The following is a 20,821-nucleotide window of genomic DNA, read 5'->3' on the forward strand; positions in this document are numbered from 1 at the left end:
CCCGCCGCCCCGCGGGGGGGCGCGCGCGCCGGCGGTGCTGCCGGGGGCCGCCCCCCCCCCCCCCCCGCCCACTACCGGAGCAGGATCAAGCCGCAGCGCGCGCCTGTGGCATCGACTGCAGACGGAACGCGCCCACGGCTTCTGCCAGGGCATGCACCTGCGCCTGCATCTGCGCGGTCGAGGCCCCCGCCTCTTCCACCAGACTGGCGTTGCGCTGTGTACTGGCTTCCATCTGCACGATGGTCTGGTTCACCTGTGCGATGCCGGCATGCTGGTCCTGCGACGCGCTGCGGATTCCGGCCAGCAGATCCGCCAGCTGCTGCACGCTGCCGACAATCTCGCCCATCGTGGTGCCGGCCTGTTCGGCCTGCTGGTTGCCCTGGCCCACACGCGCCACCGAATCCTCGATCAATCCCTTGATCTGTTTGGCCGCCTCCGCACTGCGCTGTGCCAGCAGGCGCACTTCGGCAGCCACGACGGCGAAGCTGCGGCCCTGCTCTCCGGCACGCGCCGCTTCCACCGCAGCATTCAGCGCGAGAATGTTGGTCTGGAAGGCGATGCCATCAATCAGCTGGGTGATGTCACCGATCCGCCGTGAGGCTTCGCTGATGCCATGCATGGTTGCCACCACCTGGCCGACCGCCTCGCCGCCACGCTGGGCCACTGCCGCCGCGCCCTTGACCAGCGCATCCGCACGGCCCGCGGCATCGGCATTGCGGCCAACAGTGTCGGTCAGCTCGTGCATCGACGCTGCCGTCTCTTCCAGGTTGGCCGCCTGCTGTTCGGTACGCTGCGACAGATCATGGTGACCGGCGACGATCTCACCAACACCGGTATCGAGGCTGGACGTGGCCTGCTGGATGCGGGTGACGATGCGGCCCAGTTGCGCGACGGTGGCGTTGGCATCGTCGCGCATGCGCGCGAACACGCCCTGCAGTTCACCTTCCATGCGCACGCTGAGGTCACCGCGGGCCAGCGCGGCCAGAAGCGCCTGCAGATCGCCAAGATTGGTCTCGAAGGTGGTCAACAGACGATTGATGCTGGTCGACAACGTACGCACAAAGCCCTGCTTCCCCTCCAGCGCGATGCGACCGTGCAGGTCACCGTGCGCGGCCGCGTCGACCAGGGCTGCCACTTCGGTTTCCAGCAGGGTTTCCAGCGCGCGACTGCGCCATTCCACCGCCACGCCGAGGAAATGCCCCTCGTCGACAATGGGATTGGCGATCAGCTGATAGCGCACACCGCAATGGCCGATCTCGCGTTCTTCGCGTTGTCGCACGCCGGCCAGGCTTACCAGTGCCGGATGCAGGCGCACCGCATCGCTCCCCACCAGATCTTCAACCTGGAGTTCAAACTGCTCCAGCAGCGCCGGATTGGCGTACGCCACCAGGCCTTCGGCATCGACCACCATCAGCCCGGTCTGCGCACTGTCCAGCGCCTGGCGCACGCGGGTGTTGCCGCGCGCCACAGCACGTTCGGTCTCGATGCGCGCGCGCAGGCGCTGCTGCATGTCGACCAGGCGCTGGGCAAGCTGGCCGATCTCATCGTTGGCGTTGTAGACGCGCAGGGTGGTGTCGAGGCGGTCGTCGGCGATGTCGCTGGCGAAACGCAGGGTGTCCTGGATCGGCTGGCGCACCGCACGCAGCACCAGCACCAGGCTGGTGATCAGCACGCCGGCCACCAGCAGCAGGGTCAGTGCGAACAGCACGCTCATCGTGCGCGCGCCGACCTGCTGGCGCGCCTGCGCCTTGGCCAGCGCTACCACCTGCGCCTGCTGGAAAGCGGCAAGCGCCGGCGCTACGCCCGCGGCGGTATCCAGCAGCGACTGCGCTTCCACATCCAGGCCGACGCGGGCAGCGGTATACCCCAGCAGGGCGCCTTGATAGCCCTCCATCCCGGTGCGCAGGGCGTCCTGCGCATCCGCGGGCAAGCCCGCCAGCGCGAGGTCGAACGGCAGCTTTTCCTCGCTGGCGCGGTCGGCGTGGGTGGAATCACCGTCGAGCAGCAGCAGGGCCTCCTGCCTTCGCATCTTCTGCAGGGACAGGGCCAGCGACGGCCGCTGCAGCGCATCCACCTGCGCCTGCAGGGTTTCGGCGGCCTGCTGCAGCTGTGCAGCGAGGCCGGCCTCACCGCGGCCCATCTCGTCGACCCGTTCGAACAGGGCGGCGACACCCTGCGAGAACGCGTCGGCCGATTCGGTCAGCACCTGCAGCGCCTTGCGCCGGCCGGCGTCCATCGGCATCGCGCGAAGCGCCTGCAGGTCAGCCTGCAGGGCCTTCTGTGTTGCCAGCAACTGGCTGCGGTCAGCATCATCGAAACTGCGTGCATACTGGGTCTGCAGGCGGCGCGCTTCGGCCACCCGCGTGGACAGGCTGGCAGCCAGATCGCTGCCGCGCTGGTAGCTGGCCTGGCTGCGCGCGGCCAGGGCGTTGGCATGGCCAGTCCAGGCGTAGACAGCGGCGATCGCCACCAGCCCCAGGCCACAGACCCACAGGGTCGCCTTGAGCTTGTTGGCCACGCTGAGCCGGTGTGGTTGCAGCCACAGCAGCAGGCCGGGGGACGCCGAGCGCAACGTGGCAAGACGCGTGCGCAGGGACCGGAGGTGGGGGACAACGGCCGACATGACAGACTCCAGGCGGAAGGACGCACCTGTATCGGCCGGATTCAGGTCAACTTTAGGCCTTTTTTCGTCTGCGTCCCCCGTCACTGGCGGACGCGGTCTTTGTACCGGGTGCAGGCGACGGGCGCATGACACGGCCGCCGTGCTTGACCTCAACCCCGGTTGGGGGAGCACAGTGGACCTCCCTTCCCCGCCCGGTGCCCCCATGACGAGGCTCGATGTCCCCCGCTACCTGCAGCGCCTGCAGCTGGATGCGCCGCCACCACGGACCCTGGCCGGCCTGACCCTGCTACAGCAGCGCCACAACGCACTGCTGCCCTTCGAAACCCTCAGCTGCCTGCTGCGCGATGCGGTGCCGATCGACCTGGACAGCGTGCAGCGCAAGCTGCTTGACGAGCGCCGCGGTGGCTACTGCTTCGAGCTCAATGGTGGGTTGCTGGCGCTGCTGCAGGCCTTGGGCTTCGATGCCCAGCCATTGAGCGCGCGCGTACTGCTGGCCGCCCAGGACGGCGAACTGACCGCGCGTACCCATCTGCTGCTGCGCGTGCACGTGGACGGCGATGACTGGCTGGTGGATGCCGGTTTTGGCAGCCTGACCCCGACCGTACCGCTGCGCCTGCATGACCCGCAGCCGCAGGCCACCCCGCACGAACGCTATCTGTTGCAGCGGTTGGAAGACGGCGGTGATTTCATGCTGTCGGCCGAATCCAGCGACGGCTGGCGGGTGATGTACCGCTTCGATCTGCAGGCGCCGGCGCCGATCGACAACGTGGTGGGCAACTGGTACGTATGTACCCATCCCGATTCCAGTTTCCCCGGCCAGTTGCGCGCGTCGCTGACCGGGCCGGACTGGCGCCGCACCATCGGCAGCGGCAACTACACCGAGTACCGCCCCGGACAGGCACCGGACAAGCGCCCGCTGCATGATGTGGGTGATGTGCGCGACGTGCTGGAGCAGCGCTTCGGCATCCAGCTTCCGGACGACCCGCGGCTGGATCCCGCAATCAACGACTGGCTGCAGCGCTCACGCGCCGCGACGCTGTAGAGTCGAGCTTGCTCGACTGATGCATCTACGGCGACGTCAAAATCAGTCGAGCAAGCTAGACTCAACACTTGCGCGCACCGCAGCGTTGACGTTACGGCGCTGTGCGCGCCTGCAATGCGATACGGTTGCCTTCGCTGTCGCGGATCTCGGCCACGCGCCAGTCGCCGGCGTCGGCCGGGCCAAAGCGCAGCTCGGCTCCGGCCTGCAGCGCACGCTCGAGGCTGGCATCCAGGTCATCGACGCCGATGTAGATGCGCGCGCCCTGCTCGGAAGGCAGATAGTCCGCGCCGTGCACCAGCGCAATGCTGGCACCGGCGGCCTCATCGGAAAACGGTAGATGGGCCATCCGGCAGTCGTGCAGCACGATGGGTTCGTCCACCGCAACCTGCAGCCATCGCTGGTAGAACGTGATGGCCCGGTCCAGGTCACTGGCCGGGATTTCCACATGCAGGATCGGGTTCACTGACATTCCTTGCCACGTCCACTCAGATGATGCGCAGGGTAATCGCCTTCAGCACTGCACGGGTGCGATCGCGGGTGCCCAGCTTGTCGAGTATGGCGGACACGTAGTTCTTCACCGTGCCCTCGGCCAGGAACAGGCTGCGCGCGATCTCCTTGTTGCTGTAGCCCCCGGCCAGCAGGCGCAGGATTGCCACTTCACGTTCGCCGAAGGTATCGGTGGGCGGCGCTTCGTCGTGGAAGCGGTAACGCGCGCGCACCGGATCGGTACTGACCGGCAGCAGCAGGGTCTCGTCAGCGGCAACGCGTTCGATGGCCTCGCGCAGGTCGGCCGGCGCGGCATCCTTGAGCAGGAAGCCCTGTGCGCCGGCCTCGCTGGCGCGCAGCAGCAGATCACTTTCATCGAAGGTGGTCAGCAGCAGCCACGGCGTGGCATCGCCGCGCGCCCGCAGCTGGCGCAGTGCCTCGATCCCATCCAGCCCGGGCATGCGGATGTCACTGAGCACCACGTCCACGCGCTGCGTATCCAGCGCATCCAGCAGGGCCTGGCCATCCTCGGCCTCCAGCACCACGTTTACGCCCAGCCCCTGTAACAGGGCGCGCAGGCCGGCGCGGACCAGCGCCTGGTCATCGGCCAGCGCCACCCTGATCATGGCGGCACTCATGCCGGCAACCGCGCGGTCAGATGCATGCCGCCCTGCGCCGTTCGGGCCAACTCCAGCCGCCCCTGTACGGCCGCCAGACGCTCGCGCATGCCGGCGATGCCATTGCCCTCGCGGATGCGTTCGGCGCGCTGGCCGTCATCGCGGATATCGATACGCAACTGGGAATCCTCTTCACTGATCGTCAGCCACACGGTGTCCGCATTGCCGTGGCGGGCGGCGTTGGTCAGGGCTTCCTGTACCAGCCGCAGCACGGTCTCGGCCATCAATGGGTCAGCCACGCGCACCCCGTCGCCGATCTGCAGCTGCAGCTTCGGTCGTGGGAAGGGTGCGGCCAGCGCATGCAGCGCGGTGGCCAGATCGAGGCCGCGATCATCGCGCATCGACTGCACCACCTGGCGGATGTCGGCCAGCAACTCGCCGGACAACTGTTCGGCCAGCACCAGCCCTTCGCGGCCGGCCAGCGCAGGGTCAGCGGCCAGGGCGCGCAGGTTGAGCCGCATCGCGGTGAGCTTGTGCCCGGCCACATCGTGCAGCTCGCGCGCAAGGCGAAGGCGCTCGGCATCGCGCGCGCTGTCGGCCAGCAGCGCGCGGGTGGCCAGCAGGTCGGCGTTGACCCGGGCCAGGTCATCGCGGGCCAGCGCCGTGCTGCGCGCATAGTGCGCGGTCAGCGCGGCGAAGGCCTGGAAACCGCCATACAGCAGCACCAGCAGCAGCGGCTGGCTGAAGCCGCTGTGGCGCAGCACGGCGTACACCGCCAGGTTGGCCAGCAGCGCAACGCCCAGCACGAAGCGCGGCGGCCAGTGTTCGGCCAGCTGTGCAACCAGCACCACCAGCAGCACCGGGGCGGTACCGGTACGCGGCTGCAGCGCAACCAGCACAACCGCCAGCAGCGCCTGCAACACCGCAGCGGCGACGCGCACGCGGGATGGCATCGACGCCCAGCCGTGCACCACGAACAGCAGCAGGAACACAGCAAGCAACAGCAGGCTCAGCCCGGCGCCACTGCGCTGCACTGCGAACGACAGGCCGACCACCAGCACGGTGACCAGGCCGGCGAGGCTGAGCGGACGCAACAGATGGCGGAACAGGCTGGGCATGGCCAGATGCTGACGGCCGCGCACGCCGGCGGCAATGGGTCCGGCGCAGAAAGTGACTTCTGGCACGTCGAATCGATGACCACTGGCCCTGAACCCGGTGCAGCGCCCCACGCAGACTGGCTCCACACCGCCACACACACTTCCGGAGCCACTGCCATGATCCGCACCGCCCTGCTCAGCACTGCCTTGACTGCCCTGGCCCTGGTCGGCAGTGCCCACGCCGCCGACCTGGCCGTGACCGTGCACGACGTCCGCGCGCAGACCGGCACCCTGCGCGTTGCGCTGGTCGACAACGCCGCCGCCTGGGACGGCAAGGCCAAGCCCGTGCAGGCCCAGCAGGCGGCGCCCAGCGGCGACAGTGCCCACTTCACGTTCAAGGGCGTGCCGGCCGGCAGCTATGCCGTGCTGCTCACCCACGACGAGAACGACAACGGCAAGCTCGACACCAACCTGGTCGGGATGCCGGTGGAAGGCTACGGCTTCAGCAACAACCCGCAGGTGATGCGCAAGCCGACCTTCGACGAGGCAAGCGTCGACGTGCCGGCCGCCGGCACCGCCATCGACATCACCCTGCGCTGATTCCGCATCCATACCCGAGGCCACCATGGACCGTCGCCGCTTCCTTCGTACCCTGCTCAGCAGCAGTGCCTGCCTGGCCCTGGGCGCCACCGCGCTGCGCAGCGCTCCCGCCTTCGCCGGCGACCCGACGCGGTTCGCGCAGGGCATGCAGGAACACCCGTGGCTGCTCGGCTGGCGCAGCGTCGGCAGCGAAAGCCTCGGCCCGGCCACCGTGCAGTTGCAGGGAAAGCTGCCGTCAGGCCTGGCCGGTACGCTGTACCGCAACGGCCCGGCGTGGACCGAGCGCGATGGCTTCCGCTATGACCACTGGTTCGACGGCGACGGCATGGTGCATGGCTGGCGCTTCAATGGTGACGGCAGCCTGATCCATCACGGGCGTATGGTCGCCACGCCGAAATTCACCCGTGAACAGAAGGCCGGCCGCTTCCAGTATCCGGCTGCCGGCACCAGCGTTCCCGGTGCGCTGGCAGTTCGAAACAACGACGATGCCAACGTGGCAAACACCTCGGTAGCCATGATCAATGGCCGCCTGTTCGCGCTGTGCGAGTCCGGCTCGGCGTTCGAAGTGGATCCCGATTCGCTGCAGACACTGGGTCCGGTGACCTGGCGTCCGGACCTCGCTGCACTGCCGTTCTCGGCGCACCCGCTGCGCGACCGCGACGGCAGCCTCTGGAACTTCGGCTCGATCAGCCTGATGGGGGGCCATGGCCTGCTGGTCTGGCACATCGGTGCGGACGGCCAGCTGCGCAGCGCCAATGTGATCGAAACACCCGAGCATGGCTACCTGCATGCCTTCGCGATGACCGACCAGCACCTGGTGTTCGTGATGATGCCGTTCGATTTCACCGGCGCAGGTGGCAGCTTCTTCGAGCGCATGCAGTTCGCACCGCAGCGTCCGGTGCGCATCGCGGTGGTCGCCAAGGATGCGCCGGACAAGGCGCAATGGTTCGAGGCCCCGTTCGCGGCGATCTACCACTTCGGCGACGCGTTCACCCGCGATGGCGGCATCGTGCTGCGCGCAGTGCGCCACGACGACATCAATGAGGCGCGCTCGCCGATGAAGGAAGCGATGGCCGGTGATGGCGCACACGCGGCCAACAGTGGCGCCAGCCTGGTCGAGCTGCATCTGGACCTGCGTCGTGGACAGGCCCGCTGGCAGACGTTGGGCATCAGCGCGATGGAGTTCCCGTTGTTCGACCCGCGCTCGGCGAACACACGTGGCGCACGGCTGTATGCGCCGACCATCGACGGCACGGCCACTGCGCCGTACTTCAACGCGGTGGCCGCGTTCGAGATCGAGCACGGACGCCGCCAGCTCTGGAACTACGGGGCGGACATCATGGCCGAAGAGCATGTGTTCGTACCGCGCCCGGGCAGCCGCAACGCCGATGATGGCTGGCTGATCGGCACCCTGCTTGACCCGGTGAACAAGCGCAGCGGCCTGGCGGTGCTCGATGCCCGCCACCTGGACGACGGTCCGCTGGCACAGGCCTGGCTGCCCTATGCGGTACCACTGGGCTTCCACGGCACCTTCGCCGCGCGCGGCTGATTCCACGCCACGCGGACACCGTTATTGGCATGCTGGATCTCCCCTGCCCCGTGGAGTCCCGCATGTCCCTGGCCGACCACCGAAGTACGCTGGCACCACACGGTTTCCTGCGCGTGGCGATCAACCTGGGCAACCCGGTGCTGGCACAGGGCGATGCGCGCTCACCGCGCGGCCCCTCACTGGAACTGGCTACCGCATTGGCGCAACGGATGGGGGTGCAGGCTCGCTTCACCTGCCACGATGCCGCAGCCTCGGTGGTCGAGGCAGCAGGCGAAGACGGCTGGGATCTGGCCTTCCTGGCCATCGATCCGGCACGCGCCGACCGCATTGCCTTCAGTGCTCCGTATGTGGAGATCGAAGGCACCTATCTGGTGCGCGAGGACAGCCCTGCGCAGCAGGTGGCCGACCTGGATCGCGAGGGGCTGTGCATCGCGGTGGGGCGTGGCGCGGCCTATGACCTGTTCCTCAGTCGCGAACTGCGCCACGCCACGATCGAGCGGGCGGAGACCTCGGCGGCGGCCATCACGTTGTTCGATCAGCAGCGCCTGGATGCCGCCGCCGGTGTACGCCAGCCGCTGGAAGCATGGGCGCAGGTGCATCCCGGCCACCGTGTGCTGGCCGGCCGTTTCACCGCGCTCCAGCAGGCAGTGGCGGCGCCGGCCTCACGCCCGGCCGATGCATTGCGGGCGTTGTTCGAGGAAGTGGAGGCGATCAAGGCCGGCCCGTTGCTTGAGGCAGCGTTCGCGCGTGCCGGGCAGGCAGTCACGCTGGTTCGGTGACTGTAGAGCACCAGCAGTCGAGCATGGCTCGACGCTACAGATCCAGATGCAATGGTCGAGCATGGCTCGGCGCTATAGATGTGCGTCTGCCATGTGCCGCACATGCTCGGCGGCCTGCGCATGCAGCCAGTCGCGGAACGCGAGGAAGCCGCGATGGCTGGCCGAGCGCTGCGGGTACACCAGCCAATGCGGCCAGTCGGTCTTCAGGCGCTGGCTGGACAGTGCGACCAGCTGGCCCGAATCCAGCAGCAGCCGCGCCCGCGTCACCCGCCCGAGCGCTACGCCCACGCCATCCAGAGCGGCGCGATGGTGCGCCTCCGAATCATCCAGCACCGCCACGAAACGCGACGGCGGGCTCTGCCCGCTCAACGCGAACCAGGCGCCCCACGCGCCGTCCGGATCACCGAGCAGCGGCCACCGGGTCAACGGCACACTGTCAATGCCGCCCATGCGTTCGATCAGCGCCGGGCTCGCCATCGGCACCAGCCACTCGTCGAACAGCGGTTCCACCACCAGGCCCGGCCATTGCCCGCTGCCCAGACGCAGCGCGGCGTCGAACTGGCGCTGCCGCTCGAAATCAATCAGGCGTTCACTCGACTGCAGGTTGATCTCGATCTGTGGATGCTCAGCCACGAAGTGACCCAGGCGCGGCACCAGCCAGGCCGACGCCATCGACGGCACCGCGCTGATCGTCAGCACGTGCTCGGCACGTGCGGCATAGGGCTGGAAGGCTTCGTTGATCGCATCCAGATGCGGTCCGACCTGGTCGAGCAGGCGCTGCCCCTCAAGGGTGAGGGTGACACCACGCGGCTGGCGGATCAGCAGCGGCTGCCCGAGCCGTTCTTCCAGTTGCCGCATCTGATGGCTGAGCGCACTGACGGTCAGGTTCATCGACGCCGCCGCGCGCGACAGGTTGCCGAGCCGGGCAGCAGCCACGAAGCCCTGCAGGGCATGGAGCGGAGGGCGGGACATCAGGCTTGAATTCCTCTCAAGGCATGCTTGCGGAAATGTCGCTTTTTGCCCTTCCATGCTGCCCGTATCGTGCAATCCACTCAAGTGGAGGCACGCTCATGAACATCTTCAGCGGCTTGTTGTTCCTGCACGGCCACGTGGCCAGTGCCGAGCTGGCACGCCAGCTGGCCAGCCCGTCGCCGACGCCGCCGCCCAGCACCGCCCCCGGTAGTGCCGGCCGCTGGCCGGCAACCTCGCCGACCGGGAAACCTGCAGCTGCCAGCCAGCGGCCGGCACACCCCTAACGCTGCAGCGCTTCCTGCACCGCCGCAGCCACATCGGTGTTGTCGATGTAGCTGCCGTCGTTCCAGCGCACATGCTGGCGGTAACCGGCATCGACGCCCCGCACGCGCTGGCCCAGCAGTTCCGCGCCCGCACCCTTGGCCCACAACGGCACCAGTGCATTGGAATGGTTGCCGGTGGGACGGAAGCTGATCCCGGGCATGCGTCCACGGCCGTTGTTGCGCACCGGCTCGAAGGCGACGTTCTGTGCATCCGGGCCCATCGGCATGCTGTTGTCGTGGTCGGTGGTGACGATCAGCAGGTTGCGCTCCCAGCCACCGTTGCGCTCGATCCAGTCGACCACCGCCGCCACCGCGTCGTTGAACTCCACGGTTTCCTCGATCAGCCGGCCGTACTGCGGCTGGTCGCTGCACTGGCCGTAGTGCCATTCGGTGCCGCAGGCACTGGTATGCGCCGCCCAGTCGGTGGCGCCGCCTTCCACCATCAGGAACAGGCCCTTGGTCGAACGCTGCTGCAGGAACTGCAGCGCGCCACGGGTCATGGTCGCAAGATCCGGCACGCTGTCGATCTTCCTCACACCGGAAGGCGTGGCCGCATCCTTGCCCAGCACCTGCAGCTGGCGCGCCTGCTGCAGCGTGTTGGCCACGCGCGGCACGCCGATCAGCGGCCGGTCGGCCGGCAGCCGTCCCTGCGCCAGCGCGGCGAACGCCTCCTTGCTGCGGATCAGGCGCCACGGCCCCGACGGATTGCCGGCAATGGTGCTGCCCGCTTCCAGCTGCTGCCAATCCTGCTGCGACACCCATTCCCACGGGTTCGCGCAGCCCTCGGCCTTGGCCGCGCCGGCACTCTCGTCACAGGCGCGACCATCAACGCTGTAGCCGGGACCGCCGGTGCCCATCACCAGGTCCATGTGGCCCTGCGCCAGCATCTGGTGCGCGATGGCGTGATAGTTGTTGCGCGATTCGTTCTGCGCCGCGAACGCGGCCGGCGTGGCATGCGCGAACGGTACCGAAGTCACCACACCGGTCGCCATGCCCAGCCGCTTGGCGCGCAGCGTGTTGAACTCGACCGGATTGCCATCGTTGCTGTAATTGATGGCGTTGTTGTAGGTCTTGATGCCCGAGGACAGCGCCGTACCGGCCGCAGCACTATCGGTGGCGACCGCGGCCAGGTACTGGTAGCCGACGAATGGCAGGTCCTGCGCCGGCACCGGTTCGCTGTCCCAGGCCTTTCCCGCGTCGTAGCCCAGGGTCTGCGCGTTGTCGCGGGTCGGCTGGCTGCTGGCGTTCAACGGGAAGGTGGTCACCGCCAAGCGCTGCGGAAAATCCGCATACGGCGCCCCTTCGCGGCTGCCGTATTGCCAGTAGGCGGCGGCGTCCCAGGTACCCCAACCGGCACCGTCGTTGATCATCACGATCACGTTGTGCGGGCGCGCTGGGCCGGAAGCAACAGCCTCGGCGCGCAGGTTGGGCTGGCAGCCACCCAGCGTAGCCAACGCAAGCAGCAGCGAGGAATGGAGCCAACGGCGTGGCATGCGTGCAGTCATCGGATGTCCCGTCGGGCCAACGGCGGCCCACAATGACGGTACGTTATATCGTTTCAATATTGCAGCTTCATGCAGCCGCCGCGGGCTATCCTGCAGGCCCTCCTCCATCGGCCCATCCATGCCGTCTCCTGCTACTGAGCGCGCGCCGTTGTCCTCGATCACCCTCGATGCGGCAACTTTCGCGGTGGTCCATCAGCACAACGCGGACATCGCGCGGCAACCGGCCTCGCTGACCAAGCTGATGACCGCCTATGCGGCATACGAATGCGTCGAAGAGAACGGAGGCGCGTGGGACGAAGCGGTCACCATCGCCGCCGGGGATGTGCACGCGGTGGCCGATGATGAAACGCGCATGGGCCTGGTGCCCGGCGAGACGGTCACGCTCGCGCGCCTGCTGGAAGGGTTGATGATCGTCTCCGGCAATGACGCGGCGCTGGCCATCGCGCGCCACGTGGACGGATCGCAGCCTGCGTTCCTGGAGCGCATGAACCGGCACGCACGCCAGCTCGGCCTGCGCAGCAGCTGGTTCGCCAGCGTGTCCGGCATCACCACGCCGCACCATGCGTCCAGCGCGCGCGACATGGCGGTGCTGGCCGCCTGCCTGTTGAACGATCATCCGCAGATCCTGGCGATCACCGCGCAGCGCATGTTCGCGCACGGCAGCTTCAGCCGCAGCAACCAGAACGCCCTGCTTGGCGATGACGGCGTGGATGGCTTGAAGACCGGCTACACCCAGGCCGCAGGCTTCTGCCTGGCCGCCACCGCCTGCCGGGCAGTGCCCGGGCGGGATCAGCCGGTACGCCTGATCACCGTGGTGCTGGGTTCTGAAAGCCGCGACGCACGCGATGCCCTTGTGCGCGAGCGGCTGGCCGCCGGGTTCGCGGCGCTGGCCGACAGCACCGCCGACGCCTGAGCGGCTCAGCGCCGCTTGACCGTCGCCACAATCAAGCGCTGCAGTTCGGCCCCGGCGTCGGCCTTGTCCAGCGCGCCCGCAGCCACACCCTCGGACAGTGCTTCGGCCGCACCGAGAATCGCCCAGCGTCCCGCCAGCGATACCGTGCCGTCGGCAGCAAACGGGCCCAGCCAGGCGTCGCAGTTGTCGATGAAATCCTGCTGGTAACGCCGCCGTACCTCGTGCAGTTCCGGAGCGCCCACCAGCGCGGCGAGGATGCCCTGCACTTCACTGCCCTGGCTGAGGATGCAGTCGATGTAGCCGGAGGCGATGGCCGCCGCACGATCGGCCAACTGCGCCCGTGCGCGGCCGATGCGCTCGTTGAAGACCACCGTCTGGCGGCCGTCGTAGTCATCGTAGAGCGCGGCCAGCAGGCCGTTGCGGGTCACGAAGTGATCGTAGGCCACCGGCTTGGTCACGCCCGCGGCCTCGGCCAGCCGACCCAGGGTCAACGCGTCGGTGCCTTCTTCGCCAACCAGCGCCCAGGCCACGTCCAGCAACTGGCGGGCGCGTTGCTCGCGGGTCAATCGGCGTCGCGTGGGAGCGGCGTTGGCAGGCATCGGCGGAACACGGCGATCAGTGCATCGGAGTTCCGATTTTACGGCCGATCGCCAGCGCGGTCTGCAGATGCGTTTCGGCCGCACCGGTATCGGCATCCAGCAGCAGGTCTGACGTCAGCACGTGCGCGCCGCAGTAGTCGAAGATGCCCATGTCGATCTGCGTCTTCATCGCCGCGCCGTAACCGCGCCGTTCGATCATGTCCGCGCCGGCTCCACCGATGCCGACCAGGTGCACGCGCAACCGCTGCAGCTTCTTCTGCACCTTGCCGTCTGCACCGTCCTGGTAGGCCCAGCCCTGGGTGAACACGCGATCGATCCAGCCCTTCAGCAGCGCGGGGAACGACCACCAGTACAGCGGGTAGACCAGTACCAGCGTGTCGGCAGCATCCAGCCGCGCCTGCTCGGCGGCGACGTCGGCTGGAGGTGCGCCGGTGCCACGGAACAGCGCCTGGTCGTGCGTGTTGAAGCGCGGATCGAAGCCTTCGGCCATCAGATCGGCATGGGTCACGGTATTGGCGGCATCCGCTGCGGTGATGGCTTCGCCGATGCGTCTGGCGATGGCATGGGTCAACGCGGCGGATTCAGGATGGGCGGTAACGATGAGGGTGTGCATGGGGGATGTCCGGAATTCACTACCTACCAATAGTAGGTAATGGCGCCCGGGACACCAGCGCCATGCGTGGGACGCTGTTTCCGCATCCGCCGTATAGTGCGGCGGTTCCCGCTGAGATACCCGACGATGCACCGATACCTGCTCGCCCTTCTGCTGGCCCTGCCGATGGCAATGGCCGTTGCGCCAGCGCTGGCCGGTGAGCTCAGTCCGGAAGACTCGGCCGCATTGCGCCAGGACGTGCAGGCGATGATGGGCGCATTCGCCCGCGGCGATGCCGAGTTGATCATCGCCCGAACCCATCCCAGCCTGAAGCGCCTGGCCGGGGGCGATGAGGCCTATGCGCGTATGACTCGCGACACCCTGAAAGAGCTGCGCAAGGCCGGGGTCACCATCATCAGCGACGAGGCCGGCGTGCCGGGCCACACCTATGCAGCCGGTGATGAGGAAGTCTGCTTCGTGCCACGCCAGTCGCTGCTGCGCGTGCGCGAGGCGCCGATGCGCAGCACCTCGTTCATGCTCGCCGTGCGCCGCGTCGGCACAGCCCAATGGAGTTTCATTGACGGTGCTGCGTTGCTGGACAATCCCGCGCTGCTGCGGCAACTGCTGCCAGCGTTGGAGCCTGGGGTGACGCTGCCCAAGGGTGGGATGGAAGCGCTGTAATCGCAGGCATATCCATCCACGCATGGCGTGGATCTACTATCCCTGCTGGTCTGGGACTGCACCGGGATTTCGCTCAACGGAACAGCGCGTTCAACGCGGCCCCGGAAGCCGCCTGCTGCAGGCCGTCGAAGCGGCCGTCCTGCACGATCGGCTGGGTCGCCTGCATCAGCCCACCCCACGCCGCACGCGCCAGCGCACCGCCCAGGCTGACCCGGCGCACGCCGAGTGCGGCGATGTCCTGCAGGCTCAGCGGTGTCGGCCCACCGACCAGCAGGTTCACCGGCTTCGACCCTGCGGCGGCAACCACCGCGCTGATCTGCTCGCGCGTGCTGATGCCAGGTGCATACAGCACGTCTGCACCGGCCTCGGCATAGGCGCGCAGGCGCTGCAGGGTGTCCGGCAGATCCGGCACGCCGACGAAGAAGTTCTCGGCACGGCCAACCAGCAGCACGTCGCCGCCCGCGCGGTCGATGGCTGCACGGGCAGCGCGCAGGCGCTCCACCGCCTGATCGATCGGACGCAGCGGTGCATCGGCGACGCCGCTGGCATCCTCGATCGACAACGCCGCGATGCCGGTGTCGATCGCCGCGGCCACCGCCTCCTGCACCTTCTGCGGCGTTTCACCGAAGCCATCGCCGAAATCGGCGTTCAACGGCAGCGGCGTCGCTGCCGCCATCAGGCGCAGATGGTCCAGCGTGGCCTGCAGCGAAACCGCTCCGTCCGGCCGCCCTTCACTCCAGGCACAGCCGGCACTGGTCGTGGCCAGTGCCTGGAAGCCCTGCCGCTGCAGGTAGCGCGCACTGCCCACGTCCCACGGATTGGGCAGTACGAAGCACCCTGCTGCATGCAGCTGGCGGAAGGCCGCGCGCTTGCATTGGGTATCGGCATCGGGCGAGGTCATGGCGGGCTCCGGGGCGGCAGACCTGCACCCTAGCCCGCCCTGCAGCCGCGCTCAACGACGACGGGGCAAACCTGCATGAGGTGATGCCACCTGCTTATTGGACGCTGTGGATGCAGGTGCCCGAGCGTGCTTGCCTGCCCACACGATGCCGCCACGGAGCCCTTCATGCACCCGGACCCGCTGACCTTGATCGACGCCGGCGACGATGACGCCCACTGGGCCGACCTGCTTTCGCCCACACGCCGCCGCCTGATCGCTTCGGCCGGTCTGGCCGCCAGCGGCCTGGCCAGTGCGTCGACTGCCGCCGCAGCCCCGCGCGGCGAAAGCACGGTGAACACCACCGAACCCGGGCGCCCCGGCTTCCGTGCCATCGTCCCGCCGCCGGTGAAGGGCAGCAGCCCCTGGGGCCAGGTCACCGCCAGCGAACCGACCCCGCGCCCAGCCAGCGTGCGTCCCGGGGAGGCCACCCTGCCCGCGACCCCACGTGCCTACACCGACATCAAGAGCTATCACGCGCATATCTACTTCGACGAGGACAGCTTCGAGAAAGCTGCGCTGCTGCGGCGCTGGGCGGCCGAGCGCTTCCCGGTGGAGCTGGGCAACTGGAACCTGGAACCGCGCGGACCGCACGTCACCCCGTCGTTCTATTTCGGCTTCACCAACGACCTGCTGCCGGTGCTGGTGCCCTGGCTGCAGCTCAACAGCCTGGGCCTGACCATCCTGATCCACCCCAATACCGGTGATGGCCGCGCCGACCATCTGTATTACGCGTTGTGGGTGAACCGCGCGCAGCCGGTGAACGCCTACAACTGGCCGGCACCGAAGCCGGGGGAACGGGAGCCCTTGGAGGAGGTGTTCCCGAACGTGGTGCCGACGGTGCCGCTGGAGACGTGAGCGGGTGCGTGGCGGGGGCGGTGGGTGGCGTGCAGCGCACCATGCGCTGCCCCTCGGTGGGTGCCTAGCTTGCTGCGCACCGAACTTCCCTCATCCACCCATGGCGTGGATCTACCGCATCACCGCCCGTTGCGGCATCGGTCATCGCCCGGCCTGCCGCCATCGTCGGCCTACGTGCACGCATCCCCCAGCTGCACGGCGTTCAGCGCGCCTTGATCCAGCGCCCGCCATACGGCCGCAAGCCCTCCGGGGAATTTCAAACAATCGATTGAAACGCTGCAAACTTCGCCGAACTGGACAGCATCCGCCGGTTCCGCCAGACTGCCGCCCTTTCCCGTCTTCCGGATCCCATGGCGAAGCTGCTGGTCCTGCACGGCCCCAACCTCAACCTGCTCGGCACCCGCGAGCCGGAGGTCTACGGCCACACCACGCTGGTCGACATCGACCAGGCGCTGGCCGCCCAAGCCTCGGCTGCCGGGCACGCGGTGGAGAGCCTGCAGTCCAATGCCGAGCACGTGCTGGTGGACCGCGTGCAGGCCGCACGCGACGACGGAACCGCTTTCATCCTGATCAACCCCGCCGCCTTCACCCACACCTCGGTCGCCCTGCGCGATGCGCTGGCGGCGGTGGCGGTGCCGTTCATCGAGATCCACCTGTCCAACCCGCATACCCGCGAACCGTTCCGCCAGCACAGCTACTTCAGTGACAAGGCCGTGGGCGTGGTCTGCGGTTTCGGCGCCGACAGCTACCGCTACGCGATGGACGCGGCGCTGCTGCGCGTGCAGGCGGCCCGCGCGTGAAGATGCTCCCAAGAGTGCTTGCCTGCATCGTGCTGTGGGCCGGCGTGTGCGGCGCCAGCATCGCCGCCGAGCGCGCGGCCGCTGGCATTGACTGCGCGCAGGCGACCGGCGGCTACGAGCGCGACATGTGCGATTCCGATCGCCTGGATGACGCCGACAGCGCATTGAACGCCGTTTACGTCCAGGCGCGCGGCGAACTGAAGGCGCAGGCCGCCGATGGCAGCTGCAGCCGCTGCGCAGCGGCCGAACAGCAGCTGGTGAAGGCCCAGCGCATCTGGATAACCCTGCGCGATGCAGACTGCGAGGCAGTCTACGCCTTCAATGCAGACGGCACCTCGCGCACCCCTGCGAAGATGCAGTGCCTGATCACCCAGACGCGCGACCGTACGCGGCAGCTGCGCGAGTTCTACGAACTGCTTTGACCCGAGCGCGATGCGCTTCCCACCACACTGACATCAAGAGCAAAGAGGCCACCATGGATCTCCGCAAAATCAAGAAGCTGATCGACCTGCTGGAAGAGTCGAACCTGGCTGAAATCGAAATCAAGGAAGGCGAAGAGTCGGTGCGCCTGTCGCGCGCCCCGGTGGCCGGCTATGCCGCCCCGGTCGCCGCCCCGGTGTACGCCGCTCCGGCCGCTCCGGCGCCGCAGGCGATGCCGATGCAGTCGCCGACCGAAGCCTCCACCGGCGGCACCGCCAAGCCGGGCCCGGCGCTGCCGGAAGGCCACGTGCTGCGCTCGCCGATGGTCGGCACCTTCTACGCGTCGTCCGCCCCGGACAAGCCGGCGTTCGTCAGCGTTGGCCAGCAGGTCAAGGAAGGCGAGACCCTGGCCATCATCGAAGCGATGAAGATGTTCAACCCGATCGAAGCCGACACGTCCGGCACCATCGTCGCCATCCTCGGCGAGAACGGCCAGCCGGTCGAATTCGACCAGCCGCTGTTCGTGATCGGCTGAGGGGCACGCCATGCTCGACAAAGTCGTCATCGCCAACCGAGGGGAAATCGCGCTGCGCATCCTGCGCGCGTGCCACACCCTCGGCATCCGCACGGTGGCCGTGCATTCCACGGTCGACCGCAACCTCAAGCACGTGGCCATGGCCGACGAGTCGGTCTGCATCGGTCCGGCGCCGTCGCCGCAGAGCTACCTCAACATCCCGGCACTGATCGCCGCGGCGGAAGTCACCGACGCCCAGGCCATCCACCCGGGCTACGGCTTCCTGTCGGAGAACGCCGACTTCGCCGAGCGCGTGGAAGAGTCCGGTTTCATCTTCATCGGCCCCAAGGCCGACACCATCCGCATGATGGGTGACAAGGTCGAAGCCATCCGCGCGATGAAGTCCGCCGGCGTGCCGTGCGTGCCCGGCTCGGGCGGCCCGCTGGGCGAAGACATCGTCGCCAACACCAAGATCGCCCGTGAGATCGGCTACCCGGTCATCATCAAGGCGGCCGGTGGTGGCGGTGGCCGCGGCATGCGCGTGGTGCACGCCGAAGCCTCGCTGAAGACCTCGATCGAAACCACCAAGAGCGAGGCCAAGGCCGCGTTCGGCAATGGCGAGGTCTACATGGAGAAGTTCCTGGAGAACCCGCGCCACGTGGAAATCCAGGTACTGGCCGACGGCCAGGGCAACGCCATCCACCTGGGCGAGCGTGACTGCTCGATGCAGCGCCGCCACCAGAAGGTGGTGGAAGAAGCGCCGGCACCGGGCATCACTGCCGAGCAGCGCGAGCAGATCGGCAAGGTCTGCACCGAAGCCTGCGTACGCATCGGCTACCGTGGTGCCGGCACGTTCGAGTTCCTGTACGAGGACGGCCGCTTCTACTTCATCGAAATGAACACCCGCATCCAGGTGGAACATCCGGTCACCGAAATGGTCACCGGCATCGACCTGGTGGCCGAGCAGCTGAAGATCGCCGCCGGCCAGAAGCTGTCGATCAAGCAGAGTGACGTGGTGCTGACCGGCCATGCCATCGAATGCCGCATCAACGCCGAAGATGCGGAGACCTTCGTGCCGAGCCCAGGCACCATCACCGGCTTCCATCCGCCGGGCGGCCCCGGCGTGCGCGTGGACACCCACATCTACAGTGGCTACCGCGTGCCGTCGAACTACGACTCGATGATCGGCAAGCTGATCGTGCACGGCCCGGACCGCGAAACCGCCATTGCCCGCATGCGCGTGGCACTGAGCGAAATGGTGGTCGATGGCATCAAGACCAACGTCGCCCTGCAGCAGCGGATCATGCGCGACAAGGGCTTCCAGGCCGGTGGCCAGAACATCCACTACCTGGAAAAGCGCCTGGCCGAACGCAAGAACAAGCCGATCGCGCTGACCTGATCGGCGCCACGTGCTGGACATGAAAAGGGCGGGGATATCCCCGCCCTTTTCTGTTGCTGCAGCGCCGAGCCCATGCTCGGCTTGCCGGAAAGCTCAGCCGAGCGTGGGCTTGGCGCTACAGCAGGCGCATCAGCGCTTGTCGGCAGCTTCGGCCGGAATCTGCGAGTTCGCCAGCGGACGCACGCCATTGGGCGACGTCGGGTCGACGATCACCATGGTCTCGGTCGAACCATCCGGCCACACCACCTGGAAGGTGCTGCCCGCCGGCAGCGACGCGAACGGCATGCCGCTCTGCGCGCGATAGACCGCGGCCACCTGGCTGGCACCGGCACGGCGCACGTCTTCCTGCGCCTTCACCGTGGTCAGTTCCACCTTCGACAGATGCCGGTAGCGATCTTCATAGGTATCGATCATCAACAGGCCAACCGCGCCGGCCGAGTAGGCCACGAACAGGGCCACCCAGAACCAGAACTTGGCCCCGTGCAGGAATCGGCGGTAGTTCATTGCTCGTTCCTCTTTCCAACCAATCGCTTGATCCATTCCTTCATCTTCCCAGCGCCCTGCCGCGATACCGCAGCGTCATACACGAAATCCCGGAAATCCTGCGTACCATCCTGCGAACAGATCCCTCCGTTCGCACAAAAACTGTTGACCAGCACACTGTCTGCCCCACACGGTAGACCGAGTTCGCAGGCCGCAAGCCGCCATGCGAGTTCACTGAGCTGCTCGCCCGCCACCAGGCCGTTGAGCGCGCGGTCACCCGAGGCGCGCACGCCCATGCCCGGTGCGATCGCCATGAAGGCCTCCGGGTCGCGCGAGGTGCGCACCCGTTCAACCAGGTCACGGCGGTACTCGGGGCTGTCCTGCAGCGGTTCGCCCTCGGCGAACAACGCAGCCTCAGCAGCCAGATTGCCTTGTGCGGCCGCCTTGCGACGTTCGGACAGCACCAAGGCCGTGCCCAGCTTGTCGCCCGGCACGAAACCACCACAACGCTGCGCGACGCGTTCGCGCGCCTGCACCATCGCCGGTGCGGCGGTCAGGCCCAGCCCGGCCAGCACGTTGTTGTCCAAGCGGTAGCCACCCGGATCGACCGCGTACTGCGCGCAGTAGTCATAGACACGGCTGAGCATCCAGCGCGCCTCGTGGTTGCCTTCGTCCGCCTGGGCACGCAACCGCTGAGCATAGGCATACAGGTCGGTGGCGTCTTCGATATCGGCGCGGAGATCCAGGGGCAGCCCGGACGGCAATGCGTTGCCACGCTCGAAGGGTGCCAGGCGGCGCGCCAGCGCCTCCGGCATCACCGGCAACGGCGCCGCACTGTCAGCGGCCGCGACCGCACCTGCCAGATCCGCCGACGCTACCGAAGACGTCGCAGCATGGCCGCTGGCCCGATAGCCGGCCACGCCCAGCACGGCCACAGCCGGCAGTACGAGCAACCAGGTTTTCAGGGTCGGAGCGAAGGCCATCGGCGGCGGTAGGCGATGCGGCGCATAGGAAAGCACGAAGTTTAGCAAG

General features: G+C 67.8%; 23 protein-coding genes. 12 read left to right on the forward strand and 11 right to left on the reverse strand.

Features of this window, described 5'->3' with window-relative positions; all coding sequences use genetic code 11:
* Positions 1-85: 85 nt before the first annotated feature.
* Positions 86-2,623 carry a methyl-accepting chemotaxis protein gene (locus tag V3B25_RS05855; RefSeq protein WP_329810294.1) on the reverse strand — a complete coding sequence of 846 codons (2,538 nt, stop codon included), beginning with the start codon at positions 2,621-2,623 and terminating at the stop codon, positions 86-88.
* A 202-nt stretch (positions 2,624-2,825) separates the two neighbouring features.
* On the opposite strand from V3B25_RS05855, the gene V3B25_RS05860 reads away from it, so the two are divergent.
* A complete protein-coding gene (locus V3B25_RS05860) occupies positions 2,826-3,665 on the forward strand; it encodes an arylamine N-acetyltransferase (RefSeq protein WP_201117470.1) in 840 nt (279 codons plus the stop codon).
* 91 nt (positions 3,666-3,756) lie between these two features.
* Here V3B25_RS05860 and V3B25_RS05865 read toward each other — a convergent pair whose 3' ends face one another.
* From V3B25_RS05865 to V3B25_RS05875, 3 genes are read right to left on the reverse strand one after another with little or no spacing between them, the layout of a single operon-like run.
* A complete protein-coding gene (locus V3B25_RS05865; RefSeq protein ID WP_049423447.1) occupies positions 3,757-4,128 on the reverse strand; it encodes a VOC family protein in 372 nt (123 codons plus the stop codon).
* Between the two features lie 22 nt (positions 4,129-4,150).
* A complete protein-coding gene (locus tag V3B25_RS05870) occupies positions 4,151-4,789 on the reverse strand; it encodes a response regulator transcription factor (RefSeq protein WP_329810295.1) in 639 nt (212 codons plus the stop codon).
* Complete coding sequence (locus V3B25_RS05875; RefSeq protein WP_154353433.1) at positions 4,786-5,886, reverse strand: histidine kinase; 1,101 nt, start codon at positions 5,884-5,886, stop codon at positions 4,786-4,788. The genes V3B25_RS05870 and V3B25_RS05875 overlap by 4 nt, the downstream gene beginning before the upstream one ends.
* A 156-nt stretch (positions 5,887-6,042) precedes the next feature.
* On the opposite strand from V3B25_RS05875, the gene V3B25_RS05880 reads away from it, so the two are divergent.
* The 3 genes from V3B25_RS05880 (at position 6,043) to V3B25_RS05890 (ending at position 8,793) form a co-directional block, all read left to right on the forward strand.
* Positions 6,043-6,465, forward strand: coding sequence for a DUF2141 domain-containing protein (locus V3B25_RS05880; protein ID WP_154353434.1), 423 nt, complete (start codon positions 6,043-6,045; stop codon positions 6,463-6,465).
* 25 nt (positions 6,466-6,490) lie between these two features.
* The gene (locus V3B25_RS05885) at positions 6,491-8,014 is read left to right on the forward strand and encodes a carotenoid oxygenase family protein (RefSeq protein ID WP_329810296.1); all 1,524 of its coding nucleotides are present in this window, start codon (positions 6,491-6,493) and stop codon (positions 8,012-8,014) included.
* Between the two features lie 62 nt (positions 8,015-8,076).
* Positions 8,077-8,793, forward strand: coding sequence for an ABC transporter substrate-binding protein (locus V3B25_RS05890; RefSeq protein ID WP_329810297.1), 717 nt, complete (start codon positions 8,077-8,079; stop codon positions 8,791-8,793).
* A gap of 72 nt (positions 8,794-8,865) precedes the next feature.
* Here V3B25_RS05890 and V3B25_RS05895 read toward each other — a convergent pair whose 3' ends face one another.
* Complete coding sequence (locus V3B25_RS05895) at positions 8,866-9,765, reverse strand: LysR substrate-binding domain-containing protein (RefSeq protein ID WP_049423455.1); 900 nt, start codon at positions 9,763-9,765, stop codon at positions 8,866-8,868.
* Between the two features lie 98 nt (positions 9,766-9,863).
* On the opposite strand from V3B25_RS05895, the gene V3B25_RS05900 reads away from it, so the two are divergent.
* A complete protein-coding gene (locus tag V3B25_RS05900; protein ID WP_049423457.1) occupies positions 9,864-10,049 on the forward strand; it encodes a hypothetical protein in 186 nt (61 codons plus the stop codon).
* Here V3B25_RS05900 and V3B25_RS05905 read toward each other — a convergent pair.
* Positions 10,046-11,593 (reverse strand): alkaline phosphatase, encoded by a 1,548-nt coding sequence (locus V3B25_RS05905; RefSeq protein ID WP_329810298.1) that lies wholly within the window; start codon positions 11,591-11,593, stop codon positions 10,046-10,048. The genes V3B25_RS05900 and V3B25_RS05905 overlap by 4 nt on opposite strands.
* Before the next feature lie 118 nt (positions 11,594-11,711).
* Between V3B25_RS05905 and V3B25_RS05910 the strand changes: the two genes are divergently transcribed.
* A complete protein-coding gene (locus V3B25_RS05910; protein WP_329810299.1) occupies positions 11,712-12,506 on the forward strand; it encodes a D-alanyl-D-alanine carboxypeptidase family protein in 795 nt (264 codons plus the stop codon).
* Positions 12,507-12,511: 5 nt separating this feature from the next.
* Here the strand turns inward: V3B25_RS05910 and V3B25_RS05915 are convergent, their stop codons facing one another.
* Both V3B25_RS05915 and V3B25_RS05920 read right to left on the reverse strand, forming a co-directional pair.
* Positions 12,512-13,105: a TetR/AcrR family transcriptional regulator gene (locus V3B25_RS05915; protein WP_189720124.1), complete on the reverse strand. Its 594-nt coding sequence runs from the start codon at positions 13,103-13,105 to the stop codon at positions 12,512-12,514.
* A 16-nt stretch (positions 13,106-13,121) separates the two neighbouring features.
* On the reverse strand, positions 13,122-13,718 hold the full coding sequence (locus V3B25_RS05920) for an NAD(P)H-dependent oxidoreductase (RefSeq protein ID WP_329810300.1): 597 nt from the start codon (positions 13,716-13,718) through the stop codon (positions 13,122-13,124).
* A 126-nt stretch (positions 13,719-13,844) separates the two neighbouring features.
* Here V3B25_RS05920 and V3B25_RS05925 point away from each other — a divergent pair, with 126 nt between their 5' ends.
* A complete protein-coding gene (locus tag V3B25_RS05925) occupies positions 13,845-14,378 on the forward strand; it encodes a hypothetical protein (protein WP_049401740.1) in 534 nt (177 codons plus the stop codon).
* Positions 14,379-14,451: 73 nt separating this feature from the next.
* Here V3B25_RS05925 and V3B25_RS05930 read toward each other — a convergent pair whose 3' ends face one another.
* Complete coding sequence (locus V3B25_RS05930) at positions 14,452-15,279, reverse strand: isocitrate lyase/phosphoenolpyruvate mutase family protein (RefSeq protein WP_049423468.1); 828 nt, start codon at positions 15,277-15,279, stop codon at positions 14,452-14,454.
* Between the two features lie 165 nt (positions 15,280-15,444).
* On the opposite strand from V3B25_RS05930, the gene V3B25_RS05935 reads away from it, so the two are divergent.
* From V3B25_RS05935 to accC, 5 genes are all read left to right on the forward strand, one after another.
* A complete protein-coding gene (locus V3B25_RS05935) occupies positions 15,445-16,173 on the forward strand; it encodes a DOPA 4,5-dioxygenase family protein (protein WP_329810301.1) in 729 nt (242 codons plus the stop codon).
* 350 nt (positions 16,174-16,523) lie between these two features.
* Entirely contained in the window at positions 16,524-16,973 is a 450-nt protein-coding gene (gene aroQ / locus V3B25_RS05940; RefSeq protein ID WP_329810302.1) for a type II 3-dehydroquinate dehydratase, read from the forward strand.
* Complete coding sequence (locus tag V3B25_RS05945; protein ID WP_329810303.1) at positions 16,970-17,395, forward strand: lysozyme inhibitor LprI family protein; 426 nt, start codon at positions 16,970-16,972, stop codon at positions 17,393-17,395. Before aroQ ends, V3B25_RS05945 begins: the two co-directional genes overlap by 4 nt.
* A gap of 53 nt (positions 17,396-17,448) precedes the next feature.
* Positions 17,449-17,928 (forward strand): acetyl-CoA carboxylase biotin carboxyl carrier protein, encoded by a 480-nt coding sequence (gene accB, locus V3B25_RS05950; RefSeq protein ID WP_107433185.1) that lies wholly within the window; start codon positions 17,449-17,451, stop codon positions 17,926-17,928.
* Between the two features lie 10 nt (positions 17,929-17,938).
* The gene (accC, locus tag V3B25_RS05955; RefSeq protein ID WP_032129559.1) at positions 17,939-19,306 is read left to right on the forward strand and encodes an acetyl-CoA carboxylase biotin carboxylase subunit; all 1,368 of its coding nucleotides are present in this window, start codon (positions 17,939-17,941) and stop codon (positions 19,304-19,306) included.
* Positions 19,307-19,435: 129 nt separating this feature from the next.
* On the opposite strand, the gene V3B25_RS05960 is transcribed toward accC, so the two are convergent.
* Positions 19,436-19,810, reverse strand: coding sequence for a hypothetical protein (locus V3B25_RS05960; RefSeq protein WP_010481078.1), 375 nt, complete (start codon positions 19,808-19,810; stop codon positions 19,436-19,438).
* Positions 19,807-20,772 (reverse strand): hypothetical protein, encoded by a 966-nt coding sequence (locus tag V3B25_RS05965; RefSeq protein ID WP_032129558.1) that lies wholly within the window; start codon positions 20,770-20,772, stop codon positions 19,807-19,809. Before V3B25_RS05965 ends, V3B25_RS05960 begins: the two co-directional genes overlap by 4 nt.
* Positions 20,773-20,821 lie beyond the last annotated feature (49 nt).

This window comes from Stenotrophomonas sp. SMYL8 (genome assembly GCF_036320065.1).
Taxonomy (GTDB): Bacteria; Pseudomonadota; Gammaproteobacteria; order Xanthomonadales; family Xanthomonadaceae; genus Stenotrophomonas; species Stenotrophomonas maltophilia_A.

What these genes read in the sequence shown, in the direction of transcription:
- V3B25_RS05900 (WP_049423457.1), top strand. Translation starts at nt 9,864, where the DNA reads ATGAACATCTTCAGCGGCTTGTTGTTCCTGCACGGCCACGTGGCCAGT.
- V3B25_RS05895 (WP_049423455.1), bottom strand. Translation starts at nt 9,765, where the DNA reads ATGTCCCGCCCTCCGCTCCATGCCCTGCAGGGCTTCGTGGCTGCTGCC.
- accC (WP_032129559.1), top strand. Translation starts at nt 17,939, where the DNA reads ATGCTCGACAAAGTCGTCATCGCCAACCGAGGGGAAATCGCGCTGCGC.
- V3B25_RS05880 (WP_154353434.1), top strand. Translation starts at nt 6,043, where the DNA reads ATGATCCGCACCGCCCTGCTCAGCACTGCCTTGACTGCCCTGGCCCTG.
- V3B25_RS05855 (WP_329810294.1), bottom strand. Translation starts at nt 2,623, where the DNA reads ATGTCGGCCGTTGTCCCCCACCTCCGGTCCCTGCGCACGCGTCTTGCC.
- V3B25_RS05885 (WP_329810296.1), top strand. Translation starts at nt 6,491, where the DNA reads ATGGACCGTCGCCGCTTCCTTCGTACCCTGCTCAGCAGCAGTGCCTGC.
- V3B25_RS05915 (WP_189720124.1), bottom strand. Translation starts at nt 13,105, where the DNA reads ATGCCTGCCAACGCCGCTCCCACGCGACGCCGATTGACCCGCGAGCAA.
- accB (WP_107433185.1), top strand. Translation starts at nt 17,449, where the DNA reads ATGGATCTCCGCAAAATCAAGAAGCTGATCGACCTGCTGGAAGAGTCG.
- V3B25_RS05890 (WP_329810297.1), top strand. Translation starts at nt 8,077, where the DNA reads ATGTCCCTGGCCGACCACCGAAGTACGCTGGCACCACACGGTTTCCTG.
- V3B25_RS05935 (WP_329810301.1), top strand. Translation starts at nt 15,445, where the DNA reads ATGCACCCGGACCCGCTGACCTTGATCGACGCCGGCGACGATGACGCC.
- aroQ (WP_329810302.1), top strand. Translation starts at nt 16,524, where the DNA reads ATGGCGAAGCTGCTGGTCCTGCACGGCCCCAACCTCAACCTGCTCGGC.
- V3B25_RS05960 (WP_010481078.1), bottom strand. Translation starts at nt 19,810, where the DNA reads ATGAACTACCGCCGATTCCTGCACGGGGCCAAGTTCTGGTTCTGGGTG.
- V3B25_RS05905 (WP_329810298.1), bottom strand. Translation starts at nt 11,593, where the DNA reads ATGACTGCACGCATGCCACGCCGTTGGCTCCATTCCTCGCTGCTGCTT.
- V3B25_RS05930 (WP_049423468.1), bottom strand. Translation starts at nt 15,279, where the DNA reads ATGACCTCGCCCGATGCCGATACCCAATGCAAGCGCGCGGCCTTCCGC.
- V3B25_RS05910 (WP_329810299.1), top strand. Translation starts at nt 11,712, where the DNA reads ATGCCGTCTCCTGCTACTGAGCGCGCGCCGTTGTCCTCGATCACCCTC.
- V3B25_RS05965 (WP_032129558.1), bottom strand. Translation starts at nt 20,772, where the DNA reads ATGGCCTTCGCTCCGACCCTGAAAACCTGGTTGCTCGTACTGCCGGCT.
- V3B25_RS05870 (WP_329810295.1), bottom strand. Translation starts at nt 4,789, where the DNA reads ATGAGTGCCGCCATGATCAGGGTGGCGCTGGCCGATGACCAGGCGCTG.
- V3B25_RS05860 (WP_201117470.1), top strand. Translation starts at nt 2,826, where the DNA reads ATGACGAGGCTCGATGTCCCCCGCTACCTGCAGCGCCTGCAGCTGGAT.
- V3B25_RS05920 (WP_329810300.1), bottom strand. Translation starts at nt 13,718, where the DNA reads ATGCACACCCTCATCGTTACCGCCCATCCTGAATCCGCCGCGTTGACC.
- V3B25_RS05925 (WP_049401740.1), top strand. Translation starts at nt 13,845, where the DNA reads ATGCACCGATACCTGCTCGCCCTTCTGCTGGCCCTGCCGATGGCAATG.
- V3B25_RS05875 (WP_154353433.1), bottom strand. Translation starts at nt 5,886, where the DNA reads ATGCCCAGCCTGTTCCGCCATCTGTTGCGTCCGCTCAGCCTCGCCGGC.